Source organism: Enterococcus sp. DIV0175 (assembly GCF_050529075.1).
Lineage (GTDB): Bacteria > Bacillota > Bacilli > Lactobacillales > Enterococcaceae > Enterococcus_B > Enterococcus_B thailandicus.
Genome location: NZ_CP172880.1, coordinates 258,467 through 283,271 on the forward strand (window position 1 = coordinate 258,467; position 24,805 = coordinate 283,271).

Here is a 24,805-nt window from a genome sequence, read left to right on the forward strand (position 1 = left end):
CAATCAGGACAGCGCTCAATTCGTTGTTTCTGATTGTTTTTTATTGGCGCAAAAAAGTTGTTAGTAGAAAACAGTTCCTTTTTTTAATATGAGCAATGATCTTTGGTATAATGAGCGATGAGTTAAGAAACGAAATTGCGTCATTCACAACGCATCATTCATAATAAGAGGAGCAGACACATGAGAAATATCAAACTAACAATTGAGTATGATGGACGTCGCTATCTTGGCTGGCAACGACTTGGTGATTCAGATAAAACGATTCAAGGTAAAATTGAAGCTGTGTTAAAACAAATGACAGGTGAAACCATTGAGATTATTGGCTCAGGGCGTACAGACGCTGGTGCACATGCGAGAGGACAGATTGCTAATTTTAAGACAGAGTCAACAATGGATCGTTTGGCTATGTGTGAATTTTTGAATCGTTTCTTACCTGGTGATATTGTCGTTAAGAAGGTTGAAGAAGTGCCAGAAAGATTCCACGCTCGTTACAACGCAAGTGGTAAAAAGTACAGCTATTATGTTTGGAACGACCCAATCCCAACAGCTTTTGAACGTTATCACAGTTTTTATGTTCCACAAGAGTTAAATCTGGATACGATGAACGAGGCTTGCAAACGATTAGTAGGTACACATGATTTTATTGGTTTTTCTGCCTTGAAAAAGAGCAAGAAATCTACAACAAGAACGGTTGAAAAAATTACGATTGAAAAAGATGGAAGTATGCTTCACTTTACTTTTGTTGGTAATGGTTTTTTATATAAAATGGTTCGAATTATGATGGGCACATTGTTAGAGATTGGTGCAGGAAAGATGCCAGTGGCTGCCATTGATGAGATTTTTGAACAAAAAGTGCGGAAAAGTGCGGGAGAAACAGTGCCAGCGCAAGGACTATTTCTTGATGAAGTATATTACCACTAAATCCAAAATAATTAAAGTAGCTGAAAAAGAAGAAATGAGCCTTTGGGTTTCATTTCTTCTTTTTGCAACTATTTTCAAAATGTAAAAATAGATTCATGATAACAAATCACAATCAAGTCGCTAAAAAGCTGTGCTACACTTTGGTTGAATAAATATGAAAGGGGTTTCTTTTATGAAAAAGTTATTTTGTGTATTGGCTGTGGTAAGTGTTGGATTGAGTTTAGAAAAAGTGGTAGCAGCAGAGGAACAAATTCCAGAAAAAAATGGATATACCCTAGATTTTCATGATGAATTTAATGGACCAACTTTGGATCAATCAAAATGGAGCGATAAGTATTTGGAACATTGGGCAGATAATCCGGATGATGCCAAAGCAAATTATCGTTTTGAAGAAGGAAAATTGATTGAGTCTATTCAACCAGATCAAAAAGCTTGGGCACCAACACTAGACAAGGATAATTATGGATACGGAACAACAGGTGTCAAATCCAGTGCAATTCAATCATTTAATAAAAACTGGATTCATAATTTTAGTGGCAGCAAGAAGCTAATGTCTCCTATCTCACCTGAAAATGAAATGTTGGGGGATGAGAAAACTGGTGGTTATGCGACAACGTATGGTTATTTTGAAATTCGAGCAAAATTATCAAATAGTAGTGGTGGCGGTCATCAAGCATGGTGGTTAGTTGGTATGCAAAATGACACGAATGATTGGGAAAATTCAAAAGAAACAGGCGAAATTGATATTATTGAAACTTTTTTTGATTACAGTAAAAATGTTCAGCGACCAGTTGGAACAAAGAACGTTACAGAAGACAATCGCCAGAAAGGCTTATGGCAAGTATGCACATATGGTTGGAATGATCCTTTCTTTTCAAGATCGTGGACAGATAGTACGACAGCAACAATTGGCGGTGCAGAAGCTGTTGTTCCAGGAGCAGTTGGAGTAGATAGCTTAACTAATGAATTTCATACGTATGGTATGGAATGGGAACCTGGTTCACTGAAATTTTATTTTGATGGTCAATTGTTCAGGACAATTAATCAAGCACCAGATTATCCAATGGGGATGATTTTAAATATATACACAGATGCAGGATCAGGAAAACACAATGAGGTCTATCCTAAAGAATGGGCGATTGATTATGTACGGGTTTATAAAAAAGATGCGGGCTATGATATACCAAAACAAGGAATTAAAAATCGTGAGACAGGTGAATTTCTTAGTTTGGCTACGGAATCAGACAAGGTGATTCTGTCTACGACAAACGAAAATCTTGAAAAGTGGCAAATGATTCCTAAAGGTGAGTATTTTCTGATTAAAAATGCAAGGACAAATGAGTTGTTACACAATGAGCACCAAAAAGGTTATGTAGAACACGGCGTAGTGCCAGAAACGTATTACAGTGCACAGTGGAAAAAAGAAACCGTCGGTAATTACACTCGGTTCGTGAATCGTTGGAAACCGACACAAGTAATCCATATAGAAAATAACCTAGGCTATCTTGAATGTAGTCCTATTCACACTGGCGCTTGGAGAAGTCAATGGGAAATGATTGACTAAAAAGACCAAAGGAAATTTTGTTTTTTCTACGGGAAACGGTGAGGCTTATAAAATAATAAATAATATCAGAAAAAGGACGCGAGGAATGTACTGCCCCAAAAAATAGATTAAAAATCTAATGTTTTGGAAGTGGGTACAAGATTAGCGTCCTTTTTTTGCATCGCTGATTGGTAAAAATCGATGCGTTGATTCAACAAGTGAATAGAAACAATAGCAAATTTAGTAGTGTTATCAATTGGCATAACGAGCAATCAGATACTCAATCAAATTTAAAGCATTACCGAAAAAATAATTTAGTTGTTGATTTTCTGGCCCAGAGTCAACAGTACCACTTTCGACTAGAAATGAGAGATCTCCTTTTTTGGCATAACTGCTGTTTTCGTTAGCCGTAATCGTGATAACATGTCCACCGTAATTTTTGCACTCGTTCATTTTGATTAAACCATTTTGATTTTCACCAGATTGAGAAAAAGTAATCAAGGTATGTGGGGTTTCGTCAGTAACGAGGCTAATTTCCACTCCCTCTAAGTCGATTGCATAAATTTTTTTTAGTAATAATTTTCGGTAAGTATAATCAACGAGAAACTGGCAAAATCCCTCGCCAAACAGATAGATCTTTCTCTCAGAAAAAGCTTCATTGAAGTAACAATCAATTTTTTCCCACTCATGATTAGTTGTGACAAACGAAAGTTCTTCGATTTGATTGACTGAAGAGGCAGAAAACTTATTGGAAAGAAAAAAAATAAGTTCTTTGAAATTATTAAATCCTGCTCGTTTGGCTAGGCGGCTGATTGATGAAGGCGAGGTGTAATTGATCTTGGCGATATTGCGAATATCTAAGTTTTCATCACTATGGATTGCTTCGACAATTTTTTCAATCATTCGTTCATCATCTGAATGAAATGAGTTATTTGGGAATAAACGATTAAGATAATAAATTTTTGTCATTGAATAGTTCCTCTCTTGAAAATATTTTCAGTGTGTGAAAACGGAGCCAACCTGTTAAATAAGCATTGTATGCGCTTTATTAAGATACTATACTATGGCTATAAAGAAAGCAAATACAATTGTATGAATCTATTTTCTTTGATGAAAGAAGGTTAAGCATGAAAAAAGTAATTATCAATGCAGATGATTTTGGTTATTCTGCAGCTGTCAACGCAGGAATTATCAAAGCCTATCAAGATGGGGTATTAACTTCGACTACTTTGATGGCGAACATGTCAGGAAGAGACGGAGCGATTCAGCTTGCAAAAGAGAATCAGGGACTTGGCGTAGGTGGGCATCTTGTATTGACTTGCGGGCAACCATTGACACCTGCAACGTCATTAACAAATGAAGAAGGGCAGTTTTATCATTTGGAAGATTATAAAAAAAATCGTCCGCTTATGAAAGAAGAAGAGATTTTCCATGAATGGTCAAGTCAAATTGATTACTTGTTGGAAAATGGTTTGAAACTAACCCATTTAGATAGCCATCATCATGTGCATACATTCCCAGAAAATTTAGCGATTACGCAACGAATTGCTGAAAAATACCAGCTATGCTTTCGAAACGCATTTGATTTGGAAAAACAAATCAACTTACCTTATCAAAAAAATATCAGTGGATTTCTTGATTTGATGAATTATCCTTCGATTCGTGATTTGAATCAATCATTTGCTGAAAATATGGCTGCTTGTTTGGCCGAGATCCAATCAGTAGTGGAACAAGTAGAAGATGATGAGGTGACTGAATTGATGGTTCATCCAGCATTTGTTGATGAGTCGTTATACTTTGGCTCAAGTTTTCATCTTCAACGAACCAAAGAAGTTGCCATTTTGTGTGCTGAACAATTAAAAAATTTATTGGATGAGCAAGAGATCACGTTGTGTAATTATCAAGAGATCTCAGCAGGTCACTTGATTGTCAATCATTAGCAAGTAGCTTAGTAGCATAAAGCCAAACTAAAAAAGGAGAAATAGAATGAAAGAGAAAGTTATGAAGTCGGCTAGTGTTTTTTCTAAAGCAATTATCCAACCAGTGATGTTCATGGCTGTTACAGGGATTATTTTGTCTGTCTGTGCAATCTTAAAACTTGAGATGATGCCAACTTTCACCAAAGATGTCGGAAATTTTGTATTTAATATTTTGTCTTCAGGTATGATTGGCCAGCTAAGTGCGATTTTTTGTGTGGGGATTGCTGCAGCTTTAGCAAAACCAAAGTTCAAAACGGATGCCGCCATTTTAGGAATTATTACTTACTTGCTTTTCTTATACGCAAATAATTCATGGTTAACAATAACTGATCGTTTGGCAACCGCAGGTGAACAAGGTCTTTATGGAACTGGTCAAGGAATGGTCTTCGGGATTCAAGTCACAGACATGGGGGTCTTTTTAGGAATCTCATTAGGAGTGATGGTTGGCTGGATGGTGAATCGATTTGGTGAGATTAAGTTGCACCGGTATCTTTCACCTTACTCTGGGACAAAGTCTGTTTACTTATTGATTGTCTTTGTTACGATTTTGTTTGCAATGGGTATTACTTATGTTTGGCCAATGATTAATTTCGGTGTTGAAAGCTTAGTTAAGGCAACAACAACTGCTGGCTCAGCCGGATTTTTCTTTTATGGTTTCTTAAATCGTTTATTGCTACCACTTGGATTACATCATTTCTTATGGATGCCGATTTTTTATACACCATTAGGGGGAAGCGCCGAAATTGCAGGTCAAGTTTATGAAGGAGCTTACAATATTTGGCTGGCAGAATTGGGGAATGCTAGTCAAATCACATCAATGCATCCATCTATTGGTTATCTATCTAATTTTGGTTCGATTTCATTGCCTATTGGGATTGCTTTTGCTATTTGGAAAACAGCTAGAATCGAGAATCGTAAAAAAGTTGCGGCTATTTTAATTCCAATGGTTACAACGGCATTTTTAGCGGGTGTGACTGAACCATTAGAATTTTTATTTTTATTCTTGTCACCTGTTTTATGGTTAGCACATTCAGTTGTTTACGGACTAAGCTTATTCTTTACAAATTTAGTGGGTATCAATATCCAATTTGATACAGGCATCAATATGATTATCAACAGCTTTGCATTTCCAAGTCGGCTAGGTCATCAGTACTTGATTCCAATTATGTTTCTTGCAACGGCTGTCTTAGAATATGTCGTATTTAAGCAATTGATTGTTCGTTTAGATATTCCGACTTTAGGACGCGAGAAAAGTGAAGCTCAACTTGCGGCACTTGATGAAACAGTTGTTACAACAGGTATCGATAGCGAATTTGAGCCGCAAACACAAACAATTGTTGCTGGTTTAGGCGGTGCGGAAAATATTGAAAGCATCGTTAACTGCTATACGCGTCTACGAGTAGATGTAAAAGATGAACAAAAAGTTGACATCGACTTACTGAAACAAAAAGTGAAGGCGTCAGGTATTGTGGATAAAGGAAAGCATATCCAGATTATTATTGGGATGGGTGTAGAAGAAGAACGGGAAAAAGTAGAAGCGTATCTGACTCATCTAAAAGAAATGAATAATTAAGATAAATGGAGGAAAACAACAGTGGGAAATAAATTTGTAATGATTGGTGGAGGATCAACACAGTCACCAGGAATTTTAGAAGTTTTACGAAAACGTGCAGAAGAATTGAATCTAAGTGAATTAGTTTTATATGATATTGATGAAGAAAGAGTGTCACTACTTGGCCAATATACGAAAATGTACTATCAAGAACTAGGTTCAAAAGTGACAGTTAGTTATACAACAAACATTGATGAAGCATTAGTTGATGCTGATTTCTTATTCATGCAAATTAGACCAGGCTTGAACAAACAACGTGCAATTGATGAAAAAATTTGTCTTAACAATGGTGTTGTTGGGCAAGAAACTTGTGGACTAGGTGGATTTTCATTTGCTATGCGTGTGATTCCAGCAGTGTTAGAAATTATTCGAAAGGTAAAAGAAATTTGTCCAAAGGCGTGGATTCTCAATTACACAAATCCAGAAGCCATTTTGTCAGAAGCAATCTATCGAGAATTTCCTGATGCAAATGTATTGTGTATTTGTGATATGCCGATTTCAATTGAAGGTGCGATAGCTAAATATTTCAATAAAGATTTACGTGACTTAACCTTTAAATATTTTGGAATGAATCATTTTGGTTGGTGGACGAATATTATTGATGAGACAGGAACAGACCTTTTACCAATCTTAAGAGAAGACGTTCTTTCTGGTAAAATCGATACATTATTACAATCAAATGATGAAACGAAAGAAGATCAATATTGGATCGATACCTATCGTCAGATGATTAGTTTATTCAAACGGTTCCCAGAATATTTCCCAAATTGCTACTTGCAGTATTATTTAACACCAGACGAAATGATTGTGCATGATGATCCTTCGTTTACTCGTGGCGATTACGTAATGCAAGGTCGTGAAAAACGAATTTACGAAGAATGTCGGCGTGTGATTGCTAATGGCAGTGCCAAAGATTCAAGCTTACACGCGGGTGTCCACGGAAATTATATTGTGGATATTGCCTATGCGATTATCCACAATACGCGCGAACGCTTTACGGTCAACAAAAAAAATCAGGGCTCAATCGCAAATTTTGATCCAGAAGCAGTAATCGAAGTTCCAGCATATGTGGGAAGTATGGGGGCAGAAACAATTACCGTCGGACACATACCAACTTTCCAAAAAGGACTGATGGAGATGCAAAAAGCTTACGAAAAAATGACAGTCGATGCAGCTTTGTCAGGTTCGTATCAAACAGCATTAGAAGCAGTTATGTTAAATAAAACAATTCCTAACTATACAGTGGGTAAAAAAGTTTTAGATGAGCTTCACGAAGCAAACAAAGAGTTCTGGCCAGAGTTAAGTTAAAGCAACTGTCAAACGCAAAAAATAAAAAAGTAAAGAAAGCGGTTGACAAAATACTATTTGGTCTATACAATTTAATTGTTAACAATATTGATTTCATGTGACTAGATCATACTAGGCATGGAAAGATGACGTGGGAGAGCAATTTTCCAGGTGATTTTTCCATGCTTTTCTTTTGTCTGGAAATTCTTTAGGCCAAAAAATTTCTGGAAAATGATTGTTAGTTGTGAAATCAAAAACCTATTTCTGCAGAAAAGGAACTCATTATGAAAATCAAAAAAATCTTTAATCAAAATGCTGTGTTGGTAGACGATGACGGACAAGAAAAAGTTGCAATTGGAAAAGGAATCAGCTTTGAGAAGAAACGAAATGACCTTATTTTTATGAAGGACATCGAGCGCCTCTTTGTCATGGAACCGGAAGGACAACTTCGTTTGCAAAACTTATTGAATCAAATTGATGAAAAATATTTATTTGCAGCTGAGGAAATCATTCAGCATGCAGAAACGATTTTAATGGAGCCGTTGAATGAACATATTTTGATTGCATTAACAGACCATATCGCATTTGCTGCCGAAAATATGAAAAATGGTATCGTGATTCGTAACAAACTATTACGAGAAATCGAAGTTTTGTACGCTGAAGAATTTCAAATTGCACAATGGGCAGTAGAACATTTGACGAAAACGTTAGATGTGCCATTTACTTACGATCAGGCAGGCTATATTGCCATTCATATTCATTCGAGTCGCAGAAATCAATTGAACAATCATCGAAGTATTCGAGAGGTGACAATTATTTCAGATGTGATTCGTTTAATCGAAGCAGAGCTTGAGGTTGATTTGCATACTCAAGAGATGTCTTTGAGCTACACGCGTTTAGCAAATCACTTGAGATTATTATTACAACGTTATAAGAACCAGCAGTACGCTGTTTTGGATGAAGATATTTTAAAAATGGTCAAGAAAAAATATATAGCAAGTTATGAAATGACGAAAAAAATTCGTGTTTTATTACTTAAACAATATCAAATGTCGATTACGAGTGAGGAAATGGGATACTTAGCAATCCACATTGAACGCTTACGTAGCGCTGTTTGTGATTAAAAATTAGGGAGAGAAAAAGATGAAAGCTTATATGCAAAGAATGGGTCGCTCATTGATGTTGCCAGTTGCAACATTACCTGTAGCAGCTTTGTTCATGGGGATTGGTTATTGGATTGATCCAAGTGGTTGGGGTGGCAATAATATTTTGGCGGCTTTTTTAATTAAAGCTGGTAGTACGATTTTAGATAATTTAGGATTGTTGTTCGCGGTCGGCTTGGCATTAGGAATGTCGAAAGACAAAGATGGTTCTTCAGCTTTGGCAGGGTTGGTTGCTTTCTTGACACCGATGACTTTGGTAAGTAGTGCATCAGTTGCATTGTTCACAAAAGTTGATGTTGAACAAGTAAACATTGCGTTTGGCGCAATTAACAACAAAAATGTCTTTATTGGGATTTTGGCTGGGCTAGTTGCCGCAGCAATGTACAATCGTTTTAGTAAAGTAAAATTGCCAATGGCTTTATCTTTCTTTAGCGGGAAGCGCGCAGTTCCCATTGTAACTGCCGGTGTAATGACTTTGATTTCGGCATTATTGATTTTTATTTGGCCACCAGTTTACAATACGCTTGTTTCATTTGGTGAATTAATTTCTGGAATGGGAGCAGTTGGTGCTGGACTATATGGTTTCTTTAACCGTCTATTGATCCCAACAGGTTTGCATCATGCGTTGAACAATGTGTTCTGGTTCAACCTTGCAGGAATTGATGATATTGGTAAATTCTGGGCAAGTGAAGGAACAAAAGGAATTACAGGAATGTATCAAGCTGGGTTCTTCCCAGTAATGATGTTTGGATTGCCAGCAGGTGCGTTAGCCATTTATCAATGTGCTCGTCCAGAGAAGAAAAAACAAACAGCTTCATTGATGTTAGCAGCTGCATTTGCTTCATTCTTTACTGGTGTTACTGAACCACTAGAATTTTCATTTATGTTTGTTGCTTGGCCACTGTATGTTGTTCATGCAGCTTTAACAGGTATTTCAATGTTTGTAGCAGCACTTTTCCATTGGACAGCAGGATTTAACTTTAGTGCTGGTTTTATTGATTTCTTCTTGAGTTTACGCGTACCAATTGCGAATAAACCATACATGTTGATTTTACTAGGTTTGGTTATGGCTGTCGTTTACTATGTTACCTTTATGTTTGTTATCAAGAAATTTAACTTGATGACACCAGGCCGCGAAGAAGGTACAGGTGAAGAAACGCCTGATTTAGCAACTGGTAACGATAAGTTTTCTGCTTTAGCAGATAGCATCTATGCGGCTCTTGGTGGAGCAAGCAATGTGACATCAATTGATAACTGTACAACACGTCTTCGTTTACAAGTGAAAGATACAAAACAAGTTGATCAATCAAAAATCAAAGCAACTGGTGTTCCGGGATTGAAAGTAATTGATGATCAAAATATCCAAGTTATTGTTGGAACAGAGGTTCAATTTGTAGCAGATGAAATGAGTAAATTACATGGAAGTCCTGTCAGCCAATCAGCTGGGACAGTAGTAGTTACCGAAGAAATCAGCAAACCAGAAGGACCACAAACACAAGATGTATATGCTGTAGCTACTGGGAAAGTGATTCCAATCACTGAAGTCGGTGACGAAGTGTTCTCACAAAAAATGATGGGTGACGGTTTTGCAGTTATTCCTGAATCAGGCGAAATTTTTGCGCCAGTTGCTGGGAAAGTGACAAGTGTCTTTCCTACAAAACATGCGATTGGTTTAGTAACTGACTCTGGAATTGAAGTCTTAGTTCACATGGGAATCGATACTGTTCAATTAAATGGTGAACCATTCACTGTCTTTGTTAAAGAAGGACAACAAGTGGGACGTGGACAAATGCTTGCAAAAGTCAATCTAGCAAGTTTGAAGGCAAGTGGTAAAGAAGCTGACATGATCGTTGTCTTTACAAATCCAGATAAAATCGATACATTCTCAGTAACAACTGGCCAAGATGGTGAAGTGAACGAAATTATTGGGACGGTAACGAGTAAATAGAGGTTGTGGCGCAAAACATTTAGCTCCGACTAGATAATGAGCAGGAACTCAAAGTAACTTCCAATGCTTTGTAGTAAATGTAAGTTATATCTATATAGAAGAGTCACTTTGAATCAACTCATGTAACTAAAAAAGGTTGCGACTTTTGTCGTAGCCTTTTTTTGATGAACAATAAAACGTGTGAATATTTGCTATACTAGAAGAAATAACTGGGAAAAATGAAAGATAGGTCTGCTTATCATGAGTTGTCATCATTTATAGATGAGGAGTTTTTTTATGAAAAAAAAGGAATTTATTGTTCAAGATTTGCTGAGTAAAATTTATCAAGAAGAGTTCAAGGATGGTAAGTTGCCTGCCCAACGAACACTCGCACAAAAATACCAAGTATCTCGTTTTACGATTCAACAAGCAATCAAAAGCTTAGAGGAGATTGGAATTGTGCGCGTCGTTCAAGGATCAGGAATCTTTGTTCACGAAAAATGGGTTAAGAACCCATTGATATTTAATTCTTTGACACGCACGCCTTATGATCGAATAGAGTCTAAAATGTTGACGTTAGAAAAACGTTTAGCAAGTAGTGAAGAGTGTCAACTATTTCAATTAGAAGTTGGAGAAGAAATCTGGTCATTTTCGCGAATTCGATTAGTGAACTATAAAATTGAGCAACTAGAAAAATCATTGTTGCCAGTTAAATTGTTCCCTAAAGTAACAAAAGAAGTAGTCGAACATTCGATTCAACGCTTTGTTGAAAAAGAAGGGTACCGAATTTCACATTATATTAGTAACTACACACCAGTGACTTTAACAAAGGCACAATCAGAAGTTTTAATGGTTAGAAGAGGAACACCAGCAATGCAAATCAAAAATCGAGCTTTATTGGCTGATGGTCGGATTTTTGAATATAGTGAGATTACAGCTATTGATTACTCGGTTACCTATATTCGTCCATTTGATCGAATGATTCATCAATCAAGAATTGATTGATGAGCTAATGAGAAAGAGGCAAGGACAATCAGTTGAATTGTCTTTGCCTCTTAGTGTATATCTTGAATTTTTTTGTTGGTACTTGTTTTTTTCAAATCTAACCGCTTTATGCTGCAACCTTATTCACGGTGTTCCCAAAGCAGCTCCTTCGGCAATAAGTCCTCTTTTCTTAAAATATGGAAAACTATTTTTAGAAAAGCATTCTTATTGCTTGAAGCTAAACGCTTTGCGCCACAACCTTATTCACGGTGTTCCCAAAGCATCTCCTTCGGCAATAAGTCCTCTTTTCTTAAAATATGGAAAACTATTTTTAGAAAAGCATTCTTATTGCTTGAAGCTAAACGCTTTGCGCCACAGCCTTTTCCTCGGTGTTCAAGAAGTAACTCCTTCCAAATAAGCCTAAATTACTCAAAAATTTGGGAAGCAATTTCTGGTAATTTTTTCTTATTTATTGGAGCTAAGCACTTCTCTCACAACCTTTCTCACGGCGTAACAATTGCCCCATCTGGCGTCCTACTTTGTGTCCATTCATGCGGTCGATAAACAACCGGAAATTCAGCCGCTAGTTCTTCATTAAATGTAACACCAATGCCGACTTCTTCAATTGGATAGAAGAAACCATTTTTAGGTTGAGGAATATGCCCAAAAAGCTGTTGTGTATTTTTTGGCACATCAATATTTTCTTGGATAGCAGCATTATGAAGATGAATATTTAAATGTGTATTTACAGCTAAGCCAATTGGTGTGATATCTGACGGAGTATGCCAAGCAATACGAATTCCCATTGCATCACAAAAATGAGCTAATTTTAGTGCAGGTGTAATTCCACCAATCTGAGAAACGTGTGCACGCAGATAGTCGATCATTCGATTTCGTACAAGTTCTTGCCACTCCATTGGATTATTAAATAGTTCCCCAGTAGCAATAGGTGTAGAAGCTTGATTTCTGAGTTGTGTAAGCCATTCATTTTGATTAGGAGGCAAAAGGTCTTCTAGGAAAAATAAATGATAAGGTTCAGCAGCCTTTGCAAAACGAATCGCCTGATTTGGATGAAGACGTTCATGAACATCATGAAGCATCTGAAATTGATGACCATATTTTTGTTGAATGGTAGCAAACATTTTTAGTGTGGTATCCATGTATTCTTCTTGATTGAAATAAGAACCAGCGATTGGATTTTCAGGTGTTTGCAAATTTTTTGGATTACCTCCATAAAAACCTAATTGGCAACGAATATACTGGTATCCCTCAGACAAGAAACGATCAATTTCACTGAATAAATCGTCAATATTATCAGCAACTGCATGTGTATATGCGGGAATTGCGGTGCGTGCTTTTCCGCCTAGTAGTTGATAGAGTGGCATATCTGCTAACTTTGCTTTGATATCCCATAAAGCCATGTCAACACCTGCAATTGCATTGTTGGTAATTGGACCGTTTCGCCAATAAGAATTAACGTTCATCATTTGCCAAAGATCTTCAATTTGATTTGCATCTCGCCCTATAAGCAGAGGTTTGAGGTAGTCATCCACAACAGTTTTGACAGCTAGTGGGCGGAACTGAAAAGTACCACAACCTAAGCCAAAAACGCCCTTATTTGTTTCAACTTTGACCACTAATAAATTATGCCGATCTGGTTTGATCGCAAAACTTTTTATGTTCGTAATAATTGTTGGTGTCATTATATTCACTCCTATAGAAAATAATCTTGTGCTTCGTAGTTAGTAAAACATGTCATTTATAGCGCTGTCAATTTGGCCTAAAAAAAAGGTCGTATAGCTTTAAAAATCAGTCCAATTATCATTTTTTTTGTTTGGGAATATTGTTAAATAAAGTTTTTTGTTAGTTGTTTGTATAATAGGACTGGTTTTACAACGAGATGTCTCCATGCTAATATAGCTCGTGTAAACGCAAACAAGGAGGAGCGAGAAATGAATCATAAAGAAACTTCACAAGCAATCATTGAAGCTGTTGGTGGAAAAGAGAATGTTAATAATGCTTGGCACTGTATGACACGCTTACGATTTAACTTAAAAAAAGTTGAAGCAGTTGATTATGAGGCGTTAGAAAAAATTCCACATGTGGTTGGGACAAAGTATCAGAGCGACCAACTACAAGTAGTTATTGGAACGGATGTCGCAGACTATTTTCGTCCATTGGCAAAGGAATTAGGGTTGGAGGAAACACGGATAGTTGATTCAGGTGAAAAGAAGGGACTTGTATCATTGTTTATGGATACGGTTTCTGGAGTTTTTGGTCCGCTGGTGCCGGCGATTGCTGGTGCTGGGATGATCAAGGGACTGATGGCTGGATTGGTAGCATTGAATGTACTTTCAAATCAAACAGATTCCTATTTGGTTATTGATATGATTGCAAGCGGTGTGTTTACTTTCTTGCCATTTTTTGTAGCAGCATCTGCTGCGAAAATTTTTCAAACGAATCAGTATTTAGCAATTGCGATTGCAGCAGCTATGCAATTTCCAACTATGACGGCAGCTGTTGCACAAGGAGAAGTCTCTCAATTCTTATTATTTGGCTTAGTTCCAGTTCCTGTATTTAATTATGCTGGAACAGTTATTCCAATTATTTTTGCCGTATTAGCGTTAAGTTATATTTATCGTTGGGTCGACAAAGTTCTACCGCAAGTGTTACGAACTGTTTTCACGCCAACGTTGTCATTATTTATTGCAGGAATACTTTCGTTAACGGTCATTGGACCCATCAGTATTTTTCTAGGAAACTTATTGGCAAGTGGGGTAGAAGGGCTATTTGCAATATCACCGATCTTAGCTGGAATTGTCGTTGGCGCAATTCGCCCAATCGCGATATTTACGGGGCTTCATCATGCAATGACCCCGATTGCGTTACAAAATTTTGCAAATCAAGGCTATGATATGTTAATGCCAATGATGTTTATGGCGAACATGGCAATCACTGGTGCAACTGCAGCAATTTATACCAAGGTAACGACAAAAGAAGAAAAAACACTTGTCTTATCTTCAGCAATTTCAGGTATTTTAGGAATCACTGAACCGGCGCTATTTGGTATTTTATCGAAGTATAAGAAAGCTTTTGCTGCGGCTACGATTGGTAGTGCCTTAGCTTCAGCGTTCATTAGCTTTTTTGGGGTTAGAATTTATGGTTATATTTTGTCGAGTATTTTTAGTTTGCCGGCCTACATTGGGCAATATTTTATTTTTGCAGTGCTAGGTATTTTGATTGCTTTAGTTTCTTCGTTTCTAGTGACATATCTACTTGTACCAAAAGAAGAAACAGAAGATTTTGTAACCAATGAAGTTGATTTACATGCGGTAGCCCAAGGTGCTTATGTACCTTTAGAGGATGTTCCCGATGAAGTATTCTCGACAAAAATGATGGGAGATGGATTTGCTATTGAGCCAATCAATGGTGAAATTTATGCGCCAGTATCCGGAGTTGTTACCACAATTTTTCCTTCTAAACATGCGATTGGAATCAAAACAACTAATGGCGTGGAAATTTTGGTTCATATGGGAATCGACACAGTTTCGTTGAATGGCGAAGGATTTGAGCTATTTGTTCAAGCTGGAGATAAAGTTTCAAGTAAAACAAAAATTGCAAAGATGGATTTAGATTATATTCGCACGCAAAAAAAATCAACAATAGTCATGGTCATCATCTTGAACATGGAGCGCGTAGTGACACTTCATGGTGAAAAAAGGTTGGATGGCACGCATCAATCTGGTGAATTGTTAGAAAAAGTTGTTTTGAATTAATCAATTTTGTGCACGAAAAAGGATGAGGCAAAACGTTATTTCGTTTTGCTTCATCCTTTTTTCTCTGTTAAGTAAAAATTAGGCTTCGTAAGAACGGGTGAATAATTCAACGATGTCTGACTTTGTACCTTTGCGTGGATTTGAAAAGGCGTTGCCGTCTTTTAACGCATTTTCAGCCATCAATTCAAAATCTTTTGGGTCTGCCCCAATTGATTTGATATTTGTTGGGATACCAACATCTTCAGAAATTCTTTCGAGTGCATGAATTCCCTTTTCAGCTGCTTCCATTGGAGATAATCCAGTAATGTTTTCTCCTAAGAAAGTAGCAATATCAGCAAAGCGTTCTGGACTAGCAATCATATTCCAACGTTCAACAGTCGGCATTAACACAGCGCAGCAAACGCCATGTGGGGCATCATATTGACCACCTAATTGATGTGCCATCGCATGAACGTAACCTAGGTCGGCATTGTTGAATGCCATTCCGGCAAGTAAAGAAGCATAAGCCATATTGGTACGTGCTTCAACATCATGACCATTCGCAACCGCTCGACGTAAATATTGGCCAATCAATTTCATTCCTTGAATTGCTTGAGCATCTGTAATTGGATTACGATTTTCTGAAACGTAAGATTCTACACAGTGACACAAAGCGTCCATTCCAGTAGCTGCTGTCAATTTACTTGGAACATCAAGCATCAACAATGGATCATTGAAAGAAACTAAAGGTACATTTCGCCACGAAACAATGACAAATTTCAAATGTGTATCTTCGTTTGTTAGCACGGCATGTCGTGTAATTTCAGAAGCTGTTCCAGCGGTGGTATTCACGGCCATCAGTGGTGGTAATGGTTGGGTCAACGTTTCGATTCCAGCTAATTTTGCAAGATCTTCACCATTTGTCAGGGCAATCCCAATTCCTTTACCACAATCATGGGCAGAACCACCACCAACAGTGATGATACTATCACAATTATTTTCTTGATACATCGCAGCTCCGGCTTGAACGTTACGAATTTTAGGATTTGGCTCGACACCGTCAAAAATAGTATAAGAAATCCCAGCTAATCGTAAGCTTTCTTCGGTTTGTTTGACAGGTCCATCTTCTAAATGATGTAAAAAAGAATCAGTTACAATCAAAATATTGTTCATGCCTAACAATTTTGCACGTTCACCAATTTTGGCAATGACCCCAGGACCAAAGAAATTGACGCTAGGTATCATAAAATCATAATTTGTTTTCATGTCAGTTGCTTCTTTCTAGTTAAGATAAGGTAATAACGTTTGGAATAAAATAGCGCTGGAAGCAGCACCCGGATCAATATGGCCAATAGAACGCTCACCCAAGTAAGAAGCGCGTCCTTTTTTGGCTTGTAACTCTTTTGTATGTTCTTTGGCAGATGTGATTTCTTCTGTTGTTAAGGGTTGATTTTTTTTGAGTATTTCAGCTACAGGAGCCCAAACATCGACCATTGTTTTATCGTCTACATTGGCTTTTCCACGTAATTGGATCCCGTTCAATCCTTCTTGTATAAGTTCACCTAGCTGTTCTTCATTTGTAATGGCAGTAACTTCTTTTGTTGCTTTGGCAAAATTCATGAATGCTGTACCATACAATGGACCTGAAGCCCCACCTACTTTTGAAATCAAAGACATGGCTAAGATCTTAAATGTATCAGTAATAGTTTTCGGTTGTTGTGCAGCAAATGCTTCTTGATAAGCTGCCATGCCACGAGCCATATTGTTTCCATGGTCACCATCACCAATTGGCGTATCTAATTCACTGAGCATGTGTTTATTTTTTTCGATTTCTTGAGAAAAATCATTCAACCATGCTTGTATTTTTTCGACTGTTAAATCCATTGTCATTCTCCTTTAGTCAATCATTTTCTTAAATTAGCCCCATGAGATGGTTGCAACTGGACTGGTTAAAGCTTTTGTCCATTCCGTTGTTGTCAAATCAATCAATGTCAGAGAAAGACCTTGCATATCAATAGAGGTCATATAGTTCCCAACCTTGTGGAAATCAACGTCAATATCTTTAGCCGCAAGTAAAGTTAACACATCATTTATAAAGACAAATTGTTCCATTAAAGGAGTGCCACCCATACCATTGACCAAGACACCAACTTTTTTTGGCGTTTCTGGATAAGCCTGAACTAATTTTTCAACTAATTCTTGTGCTAATTGTTTTGAAGGTTGTAATTTTTCGCGACGATATCCTGGCTCTCCATGAATACCAACGCCGAATTCGATTTCATCTTCTGCTAAAGTAAAACCAGGTTTCCCAACTTCAGGGACAGTTGCCGCTGCTAAAGCAACGCCAATCGTTTTGGTTGCTTGGACAACCTTTTCACCGAGCTCTTTTAATTCTGCTAAAGAAGCGCCACTTCGTGCAGCGTCACCTAAGATTTTATGAACAAGAACTGTTCCGGCAACACCACGCTTTCCAGCGGTATAAGTGCTGTCTTCTACAGCAATATCGTCATCAACAACAACGATTTCTGTTGGAATGTCGTTCATTTCGGCTAAGTCTTTTGCCATTTCAAAGTTCAAGATGTCACCAGTATAATTTTTAACAATCAATAAAACACCTTTGCCTTGGTTGGTTGCTTCGATAGCGCGTTCGATTTGATCTGGTGTAGGAGAAGTGAAGACATCACCTAAAACCGCTGCACTTAACATTCCGTCACCGACAAAACCAGCATGTGCAGGCTCATGTCCGCTTCCGCCACCAGAAACTAATCCGACTTGTGCATTCTCTGTTTGATTTTTAGCAATTACTCTGGAATCATCGACGCGATGAACAAGTGTTGAATAACTTTTTACCATTCCTTCAAGCATTTCTTCGATAATATTTTGTGGTTCATTAATGATTTTCTTCATTTTATTTCCAACCTTTCTTTGCTGCCTGCTTTGCTTCATTGACAATGTGATCAGGATCGTCAGAAACACTTGCTGTGATTCCAGCTGCGAATGCTCCTTCAACTAAGGGGGCATCAACTAACACATATTTTTCTTGTTGTTCTGGTTCTAATAAATCATATGCAAGTTCAGCACTTAAGACAGCACTGCCAAGATCAGCGAAGACAAAAAAGATATCACTATCAGTTGCTTCATTGATTGCATCTACAATTTTGGTTGGATCGCTACCTAATTCTCCGTCAGAAGTTCCACCTAGGGAAAAGAGCACGACATTCTCACTTTTGCCCATTTGCTCAATCATTTCTTTGAGCCCATCTGTAATCATTTGACTATGAGAAACGAGTAAGATACTTTTTTTCATTCCAAAAAACTCCTTTTTAGTTACGCATTCTATCTTTGTAGGCTTGTCCAATTCGATCAGCGACGATTAGAGCGTTTGCGACATCTTCGACAACAATTGGGAACGGCATTGAATGAATGGATTCTTCAGGAATGCAAGCGATTTTTGCTACTTCAAGTGCTTCTTCATAAGTAATGTGATCCACACCTAGATCAGCTAGCGTCAATGGCAATCCAACAGAAGCCATGAAGTCCATGACGTCATTCATTTCTTCCGTTTTTGCATCTTCCAGAACTAACTGAGTTAAGGTTGCAAAAGCAACTTTTTCACCATGAAGGTAACTATGTGCACCAGGTAAAACAGTCATTCCGTTATGAATGGCATGAGCTGCAGCTAAACCACCACTTTCAAATCCTAAACCAGATAACAAAATATTTGTTTCGACAATTTTACTCAATGATTCAGTCACTAAATTCGCATCACAAGCAATTTTTGCATTCAAGCCGTCTTCTTGTAAATGTTCCCAACATAATTTTGCCATCGCTAAGGCAGCATAAGTGCCACTAGCCGGAGGAGTTAATCCTTCTCTTGAACCCATTGGCAAACTTGCGTTAACGCGGGAATAAGAATCATGCGTTGCACGTGCTTCAAAATAAGTTGATAATGCGTCACCCATACCAGCAACCAAGAAACGAGTAGGTGCTTTTGCCACCACTTTTGTATCCACTAAGACAACGCTTGGACTTTGTTTAAAGTAAGCATAGTCGTCAAACGAACCGTCTTCATGGTACAAAACAGCCGAGTGAGAGGTTGGCGCATCTTGTGCTGCAATTGTTGGAACAATAATTAATTTTTCACCCTCAGCTACAACTTTTGAAGCATCAATCGCTTTTCCGCCACCTAAACCAATAATGCAATCAGTATGTTGTTCTTTAGCTACTTGTTGCAATCGTTTTGTTTCTGCTCGAGTGACTTCACCACTGAAACCGCCTTCAATAAATGATACGCCAAATTTCTCTGCGGTAGCATCTAGTTGTGGTCGAATACGATCCACATCAGCCGGGTTTGCAATCAGTAATGCAGAAGACCCAAAAGTCGATACGAAGTAACCTAAGTTCAGTAATTCATCTTCACCTTGTACATATTTGGTTGGTAAAATTAGTGCTTTTCTCATCAATAGTTCCTCCTTGTTATCGTTTACTATTATAGCATAAAGCGTTATCATCAAAGAATCATTGAACTTTGATACCGCTTTCTTTCGAGAATGTGTTGAAGTATTTTGTGAAATAGGATTATTTTGTCATTTTTAGAAAATCGTCCTATACTACTAACTAGAGGTGAGAAAATGAGCACAACTTTATTTGATATCGAACAAGTTTTAGATTTAGATAAATGGGAAAAAGTTCAAGAAAGTCTAGCCCTCGCTACACATTTGGCCATTATTTTAGTAGATTATCGAGGTAGACCAATTACGAAACACAGCCAAGTTCAACCTTTTTGCCAGTTAGTACGTAATCACCCTGAATTGGCTGTTTATTGTGAAAAATGTGATTCAAGAGGAGGCCTGGAAGCTGTTCGAACAGGAGAGCCGTTTATTTACCGTTGCCATTTTAATATTGTTGATATGGCAATCCCAATTATGGTTGATAATCAATATGTTGGTGCAATCATGGCTGGAGAAGTTCGGCTAATAGATGGACAAGAAAAGTTAGAACAAGTTTTACAAGTAGAAGACCAAGAAAGATTGGAAGCATTTAAAGAAGAACACCACGAATTATTTGAACAATATCCCCAGTTTACCTTGGCTGATTTGCAGAGAACAGCTGTAATGTTAGAAAGTTTAAGCGAATACATCGTAACGGAAGCAATCAAAAAAGATTATTTAATCAAAGCGTATAAGCAGACACTCCGCATTTCAAAAAAAGCAGAAGTACCGGATCAATCAGTTGATTTAAAAACAGTGCAAGCAGACATTCGTCAATCTTTATTGGAAAACCAATTAGGGACAGAAAAAGATAGGTATCTAGCCAAAAATAAAATGCTGCAACCTGCAATTGATCTGATTTTTGCTAATAAAGGAAGTCATGTCGATCTAAATATGTTAGCCGATGTAACGAATTTGAGTCCAAGCTACTTAAGCCGACAGTTGAAAGAAGAGTTTGGAGAACCTTTCAGTCAAATTTATGCGAAATTAAAAATCTATTGGGCGGAACAATTATTGAGGACAACAGATTTAACAATCAGCGAAATTAGCGATCAATTAGGTTATGTTGAGGCCAGTTACTTTGTACGTTCATTCAAAAAAATCAAGGGAATCACACCATTGAATTACCGTAAGCGACACAAACATTTTCCGATGGATTGAAGCAAGTTGCTAATCAAGCACAAGAAAAAAGCAGTTGACATTCTTTTTTTTGAACGTTATGCTTTTTTTGTTAATTGAATATGTTTCTTCGGGGCAGGGTGTAATTCCCGACCGACGGTGACAAGTCTAACTTGAAGTCCGTGACCCGCAATAGTTTGCGGTTGATCTAGTGAAAATCTAGAACCGACAGTTAAAGTCTGGATGGGAGAAGAAAAACTTATCGAAAAAATGACGGGAAAAGTGTCCCTTTTTTTGTCGTGTTTCTTTGAGTTTATTTTGACTATGAGCCTCGTGTAATTACACGGGGCTTTTTTGTTTGGAAAGGAGGAATTCATTTGCATGAACGATTTATGAAAAAAGCGATTCTAGCAGCGGAAAAAGGGCGTGGGAAAACATTTACGAACCCTTTAGTCGGTGCAGTCATTGTGAAAGGCAATCAAGTCCTAGCAGTCGGCGCACATTTAGCATATGGCGATGCGCATGCGGAAAAAGTAGCAATTGATTATTTATGCGATACTCCCGAAAAACTACTCAATTCAACAATTTATGTCACTCTAGAACCTTGTGACCATCACGGAAAACAACCACCTTGTACAGAGGCAATTATTGCTGCTGGAATCAGACAAGTAGTAGTCGGACAAGTAGACCCTAATCCTATAGTGTCTGGTCAGGGAATAAAAAAACTACGAGATCATGGGATTCATGTTTTAGTTGGTGTGTTAGAAGAAGAGGTTCGAAATTTAAACAGACATTACAATTATTTTTTTGAAAAGAAGCGGCCATTTGTTGCGCTAAAACAAGCAATATCATTAGATGGAAAGTTAGCATTATTGAACCAACGAACCAGATTAACAAGTGAATATGTGGTGCAAAAAGTTCGCGAAGAAAGGGCGAATTACCAAGCAATTTTGGTAGGAAGTCAAACTATTTTGACTGACAATCCCAAGTTAACAAGTGCGATAAACGATTTTCCGTTTTATCGAGTAATCTTAGATCGACGAGGAAGGGTGTTCGAACACGAAAATCTTGCTGTTTTTCAAGATGAAACAGCGCCAGTTTTGATTTTTACAGAACAGTCTGAAATTTGTCGGACATTACCGAAACATGTTGAGGTAATTTATCTGCCGAAAGTTTTGATTTCCGAGGTATTAACGAAATTAGGAGAACGACTGATCCAATCTGTGTATGTTGAAGGTGGTGCAAAAATCCATGATGCTTTTTTGGCAAGTGCGTGTTGGGAAGAGCTGATTACTTACGTTGCACCTAAAATTTTAGGTGGTGATAGTGTTGCGAGTATGTCCTCTAGTCGACATGTTGAAAAAGTAACAGAATTGAACAATGTCACAGTCCAAGCGTTAGACAACACAATAAAAATCGTGGGGAGCAGAGTATAAAATGTTTACTGGATTGATTCAAGAGCAGGGAAAAGTGACTAAGATTACACGACATGGACACACAATCGAACTTACTTGCGAAGCGTCTGAACAATTGTTAGACAATTATCGAATTGGAGACAGTATGGCTATCAATGGTACATGTCTAACGGCTATTGCAATCAACAATCAACGATTCTGTGTGGAAATGATGCCAGAAACGTATCAGCGAACGACTTTTTCGCAAATGAAAGTCGGAGATCCGGTCAATTTGGAACGCGCATTGCCTTATAATGGACGACTAGAAGGACACTTGGTAACCGGGCACGTAGATGGTACGACTCGTTTGCTACAAAAAAGAATGCAAGAAAATGCCTTTGTTTTTGTTTTCGGATTACCGGGTACTTTTAAAGGTGAAATTATCCCGCAAGGATCGATTGCAATCAATGGTGTTAGTTTAACTGTTACATCAGTGACCGAGCAGACCTTTTCGGTTAGCTTGATTCCACACTCAAAAGAACAAACGAATTTAGGAAAACTGGTTCAAGGACAGTTGGTCAATGTTGAAACTGACTTACTAGGCAAGTATGTAAAGGCACAAGGAATTCTTAAGTGGTGAAAGAAGGACAAGAGAGATGAACCATAAAAAAATTGAAGAAGCTTTACTAGAATTACGAAAAGGAAACTTAATTATCGTAGCAGATGATGAAAGTCGGGAGGCAGAAGGAGATTTAGTTGGGATTGCAAACTTAGTATCACCAGAAACAATTAATTTTATGACTAAATTTGCTCGAGGACTCATTTGTGCGCCAATCTCTCTTCAACGTGCCAAGCAGCTACAGTTAACGGAGATGGTCCAAAAAAATACCGATCCATTTGGTACGGCATTTACGATCAGTGTTGATTATGAAACAACGGTAACTGGTATTTCTGCTTACGATCGAGCAAAGACGATCAAAGCTTTAGGGCAAACAACAACGAAAGCTACGATGTTCCATCAACCGGGCCACATTTTTCCGTTGATAGGCAAGGAAGGCGGCGTCTTGAAGCGAAGAGGACACACGGAAGCTGCACTTGATTTAGCAAAATTAACCAATCAATCAGAAGCTGCCTATATATGTGAGATTTTAAATGAAGATGGAACTATGGCACGTTTGGAGCAACTAAAAGTTTTGGCGCATAGCTGGCAGATGCCACTTATTACTGTCGAAGAGTTGAAACAATATTTGGAAGAGCAACGACCAACTGTTCAACTACCTACAGCATACGGTGACTTTGAATTAACTTTGTTTGAGGACAGCGCTGGTGAAGAACATTTATTGCTAACAAAAGGTGACTTGCGAAAGAGTGAAGAACCTTTACTCGTGCGTATTCATTCTGAATGTTTGACTGGCGATGTATTTGGTTCCCACCGTTGTGACTGTGGCGACCAGCTTCATGAAGCTATGAGGATGATTTCGGAAAGAGGAACAGGCGCTATTCTTTATTTACGTCAAGAAGGCAGAGGCATTGGTTTAAAAAATAAATTATTGGCTTATCAACTACAAGAAACAGGTATTGATACTTATGATGCGAATCTTGCTTTAGGATTTGAGCCAGATGAGCGAACGTACCAATTTGCGGTAGAAATGTTAAAGAAAACGGGTATTCAGAGAATCGAATTATTGACGAATAATCCAGAAAAAGTGACACAGTTGATGGAACAAGGAATTGAGGTCGTTAAACGCGTGCCGCTTGAGATCCCGCCAGAAAAAGAAAACTATACGTATCTACAAACGAAAAAAACAAGATTTCATCACTTACTATCAATTTGAGAATGGAGAAAACAATGCATACTTTTGAAGGAAACTTTCATGGACAAACGAAAAAAATTGGGATTGTTATTGGACGATTTAACGAATTTATTACATCAAAACTACTAAGCGGGGCAATTGACAGCTTGGTTCGTCACGGCGTAGAAGAAGAAAATATTGATGTTTATTGGGTTCCAGGAGCCTTTGAAATTCCCTTTATGACCAAAAAAATCGTTGCAACGAATCAATATGATGGTGTGTTGACTCTTGGGGCGGTGATTCGTGGAGCAACGACTCATTACGAATTGGTTAGTAATGAAGTAGCAAAAGGTGTGGCACAAGTTGGTTTAGCATCAGAAATTCCAGTTATGTTTGGTGTTCTGACGACAGAAACAATTGAACAAGCAATTGAACGTTCAGGCACAAAAGCTGGAAATAATGGGGCAAACGTGGCACAAGGATTACTCGAGATGATTTCCTTAACGCAACAAATTAGGAACAACTGATTGCGGCTGCCTTAATTTGTTCGTTTACTTCAGTAAAGAATAAAAAGAGCAAGGGTTGAACTTTTTACTGACTAGAAACAGTAGGAGGTTCAACCCTTGCTCTTGTATAAGTGATGCGTATTTGTAATAACAGAATTTTTCTTGTTTTCGATAGAAAAATAAGGAAAATTGTATAACGTTTGTAATAAAAACGAAAAACGGTTACATTTATCATTGACTTTTGAAGAAGTTACCGTTATGATGTTCACATAAAAGGCGTGTTACTGGTCCGACCAGGCATCAACCAGCATGTAATAGACTGTGGGAGCAGT

22 protein-coding genes and 1 riboswitch are annotated in these 24,805 nt (G+C 37.8%); of the genes, 15 read left to right on the forward strand and 7 right to left on the reverse strand.

Annotation, left to right across the window (positions count from 1 at the left end; translation table 11 throughout):
• Positions 1-180 precede the first annotated feature (180 nt).
• Positions 181-921: a tRNA pseudouridine(38-40) synthase TruA gene (gene truA, locus IGJ76_RS01330; RefSeq protein WP_430596684.1), complete on the forward strand. Its 741-nt coding sequence runs from the start codon at positions 181-183 to the stop codon at positions 919-921.
• A 172-nt stretch (positions 922-1,093) separates the two neighbouring features.
• Positions 1,094-2,485 carry a glycoside hydrolase family 16 protein gene (locus IGJ76_RS01335; RefSeq protein ID WP_067483224.1) on the forward strand — a complete coding sequence of 464 codons (1,392 nt, stop codon included), beginning with the start codon at positions 1,094-1,096 and terminating at the stop codon, positions 2,483-2,485.
• Positions 2,486-2,716: 231 nt separating this feature from the next.
• On the opposite strand, the gene IGJ76_RS01340 is transcribed toward IGJ76_RS01335, so the two are convergent.
• Positions 2,717-3,433, reverse strand: a complete 717-nt coding sequence (locus IGJ76_RS01340; protein WP_075491851.1) for a MurR/RpiR family transcriptional regulator — start codon at positions 3,431-3,433, stop codon at positions 2,717-2,719.
• Positions 3,434-3,591: 158 nt separating this feature from the next.
• Between IGJ76_RS01340 and IGJ76_RS01345 the strand changes: the two genes are divergently transcribed.
• The 7 genes from IGJ76_RS01345 (at position 3,592) to IGJ76_RS01375 (ending at position 11,834) form a co-directional block, all read left to right on the forward strand.
• Positions 3,592-4,404 (forward strand): carbohydrate deacetylase, encoded by an 813-nt coding sequence (locus tag IGJ76_RS01345; protein WP_071868569.1) that lies wholly within the window; start codon positions 3,592-3,594, stop codon positions 4,402-4,404.
• A gap of 46 nt (positions 4,405-4,450) precedes the next feature.
• Entirely contained in the window at positions 4,451-6,016 is a 1,566-nt protein-coding gene (locus IGJ76_RS01350) for a PTS transporter subunit EIIC (RefSeq protein WP_067483218.1), read from the forward strand.
• A 21-nt stretch (positions 6,017-6,037) separates the two neighbouring features.
• On the forward strand, positions 6,038-7,363 hold the full coding sequence (locus IGJ76_RS01355) for a 6-phospho-alpha-glucosidase (RefSeq protein WP_075491853.1): 1,326 nt from the start codon (positions 6,038-6,040) through the stop codon (positions 7,361-7,363).
• 263 nt (positions 7,364-7,626) lie between these two features.
• Positions 7,627-8,466, forward strand: coding sequence for a PRD domain-containing protein (locus IGJ76_RS01360; protein ID WP_067483214.1), 840 nt, complete (start codon positions 7,627-7,629; stop codon positions 8,464-8,466).
• 19 nt (positions 8,467-8,485) lie between these two features.
• Positions 8,486-10,453 (forward strand): N-acetylglucosamine-specific PTS transporter subunit IIBC, encoded by a 1,968-nt coding sequence (gene nagE, locus IGJ76_RS01365; protein WP_067483212.1) that lies wholly within the window; start codon positions 8,486-8,488, stop codon positions 10,451-10,453.
• 276 nt (positions 10,454-10,729) lie between these two features.
• Positions 10,730-11,437, forward strand: a complete 708-nt coding sequence (locus IGJ76_RS01370; RefSeq protein ID WP_071868572.1) for a GntR family transcriptional regulator — start codon at positions 10,730-10,732, stop codon at positions 11,435-11,437.
• 7 nt (positions 11,438-11,444) lie between these two features.
• A complete protein-coding gene (locus IGJ76_RS01375; protein ID WP_430596685.1) occupies positions 11,445-11,834 on the forward strand; it encodes a hypothetical protein in 390 nt (129 codons plus the stop codon).
• A gap of 85 nt (positions 11,835-11,919) precedes the next feature.
• Here the strand turns inward: IGJ76_RS01375 and IGJ76_RS01380 are convergent, their stop codons facing one another.
• Positions 11,920-13,119 carry an enolase C-terminal domain-like protein gene (locus tag IGJ76_RS01380; protein WP_270492922.1) on the reverse strand — a complete coding sequence of 400 codons (1,200 nt, stop codon included), beginning with the start codon at positions 13,117-13,119 and terminating at the stop codon, positions 11,920-11,922.
• Positions 13,120-13,368: 249 nt separating this feature from the next.
• Between IGJ76_RS01380 and IGJ76_RS01385 the strand changes: the two genes are divergently transcribed.
• Positions 13,369-15,192, forward strand: coding sequence for a glucose PTS transporter subunit IIA (locus IGJ76_RS01385; RefSeq protein ID WP_270607943.1), 1,824 nt, complete (start codon positions 13,369-13,371; stop codon positions 15,190-15,192).
• 78 nt (positions 15,193-15,270) lie between these two features.
• Here IGJ76_RS01385 and IGJ76_RS01390 read toward each other — a convergent pair whose 3' ends face one another.
• Genes IGJ76_RS01390 through IGJ76_RS01410 form a run of 5 tightly spaced genes read right to left on the reverse strand, consistent with a single transcriptional unit; the run spans position 15,271 to position 19,631 of the window.
• Entirely contained in the window at positions 15,271-16,437 is a 1,167-nt protein-coding gene (locus IGJ76_RS01390; RefSeq protein WP_270607945.1) for an iron-containing alcohol dehydrogenase, read from the reverse strand.
• A gap of 15 nt (positions 16,438-16,452) precedes the next feature.
• Positions 16,453-17,055: a dihydroxyacetone kinase subunit DhaL gene (gene dhaL, locus IGJ76_RS01395; protein ID WP_086270556.1), complete on the reverse strand. Its 603-nt coding sequence runs from the start codon at positions 17,053-17,055 to the stop codon at positions 16,453-16,455.
• 33 nt (positions 17,056-17,088) lie between these two features.
• The gene (gene dhaK, locus IGJ76_RS01400) at positions 17,089-18,078 is read right to left on the reverse strand and encodes a dihydroxyacetone kinase subunit DhaK (protein ID WP_075491857.1); all 990 of its coding nucleotides are present in this window, start codon (positions 18,076-18,078) and stop codon (positions 17,089-17,091) included.
• A gap of 1 nt (position 18,079) precedes the next feature.
• The gene (gene dhaM / locus IGJ76_RS01405; protein WP_067483198.1) at positions 18,080-18,478 is read right to left on the reverse strand and encodes a dihydroxyacetone kinase phosphoryl donor subunit DhaM; all 399 of its coding nucleotides are present in this window, start codon (positions 18,476-18,478) and stop codon (positions 18,080-18,082) included.
• 16 nt (positions 18,479-18,494) lie between these two features.
• On the reverse strand, positions 18,495-19,631 hold the full coding sequence (locus IGJ76_RS01410) for a glycerol dehydrogenase (protein WP_067483196.1): 1,137 nt from the start codon (positions 19,629-19,631) through the stop codon (positions 18,495-18,497).
• Between the two features lie 171 nt (positions 19,632-19,802).
• Here IGJ76_RS01410 and IGJ76_RS01415 point away from each other — a divergent pair, with 171 nt between their 5' ends.
• The 5 genes from IGJ76_RS01415 (at position 19,803) to ribH (ending at position 24,494) form a co-directional block, all read left to right on the forward strand.
• A complete protein-coding gene (locus IGJ76_RS01415; RefSeq protein ID WP_411372626.1) occupies positions 19,803-20,822 on the forward strand; it encodes a PocR ligand-binding domain-containing protein in 1,020 nt (339 codons plus the stop codon).
• A gap of 80 nt (positions 20,823-20,902) precedes the next feature.
• Positions 20,903-21,039: riboswitch (FMN riboswitch) on the forward strand.
• Between the two features lie 118 nt (positions 21,040-21,157).
• Entirely contained in the window at positions 21,158-22,216 is a 1,059-nt protein-coding gene (gene ribD, locus IGJ76_RS01420) for a bifunctional diaminohydroxyphosphoribosylaminopyrimidine deaminase/5-amino-6-(5-phosphoribosylamino)uracil reductase RibD (RefSeq protein WP_270344456.1), read from the forward strand.
• Position 22,217: 1 nt separating this feature from the next.
• Complete coding sequence (locus tag IGJ76_RS01425) at positions 22,218-22,814, forward strand: riboflavin synthase (protein ID WP_270344455.1); 597 nt, start codon at positions 22,218-22,220, stop codon at positions 22,812-22,814.
• A gap of 16 nt (positions 22,815-22,830) precedes the next feature.
• Positions 22,831-24,009: a GTP cyclohydrolase II gene (gene ribA, locus IGJ76_RS01430; protein ID WP_095803379.1), complete on the forward strand. Its 1,179-nt coding sequence runs from the start codon at positions 22,831-22,833 to the stop codon at positions 24,007-24,009.
• Between the two features lie 14 nt (positions 24,010-24,023).
• Positions 24,024-24,494 carry a 6,7-dimethyl-8-ribityllumazine synthase gene (gene ribH / locus IGJ76_RS01435; RefSeq protein ID WP_067483187.1) on the forward strand — a complete coding sequence of 157 codons (471 nt, stop codon included), beginning with the start codon at positions 24,024-24,026 and terminating at the stop codon, positions 24,492-24,494.
• Positions 24,495-24,805: the final 311 nt, after the last annotated feature.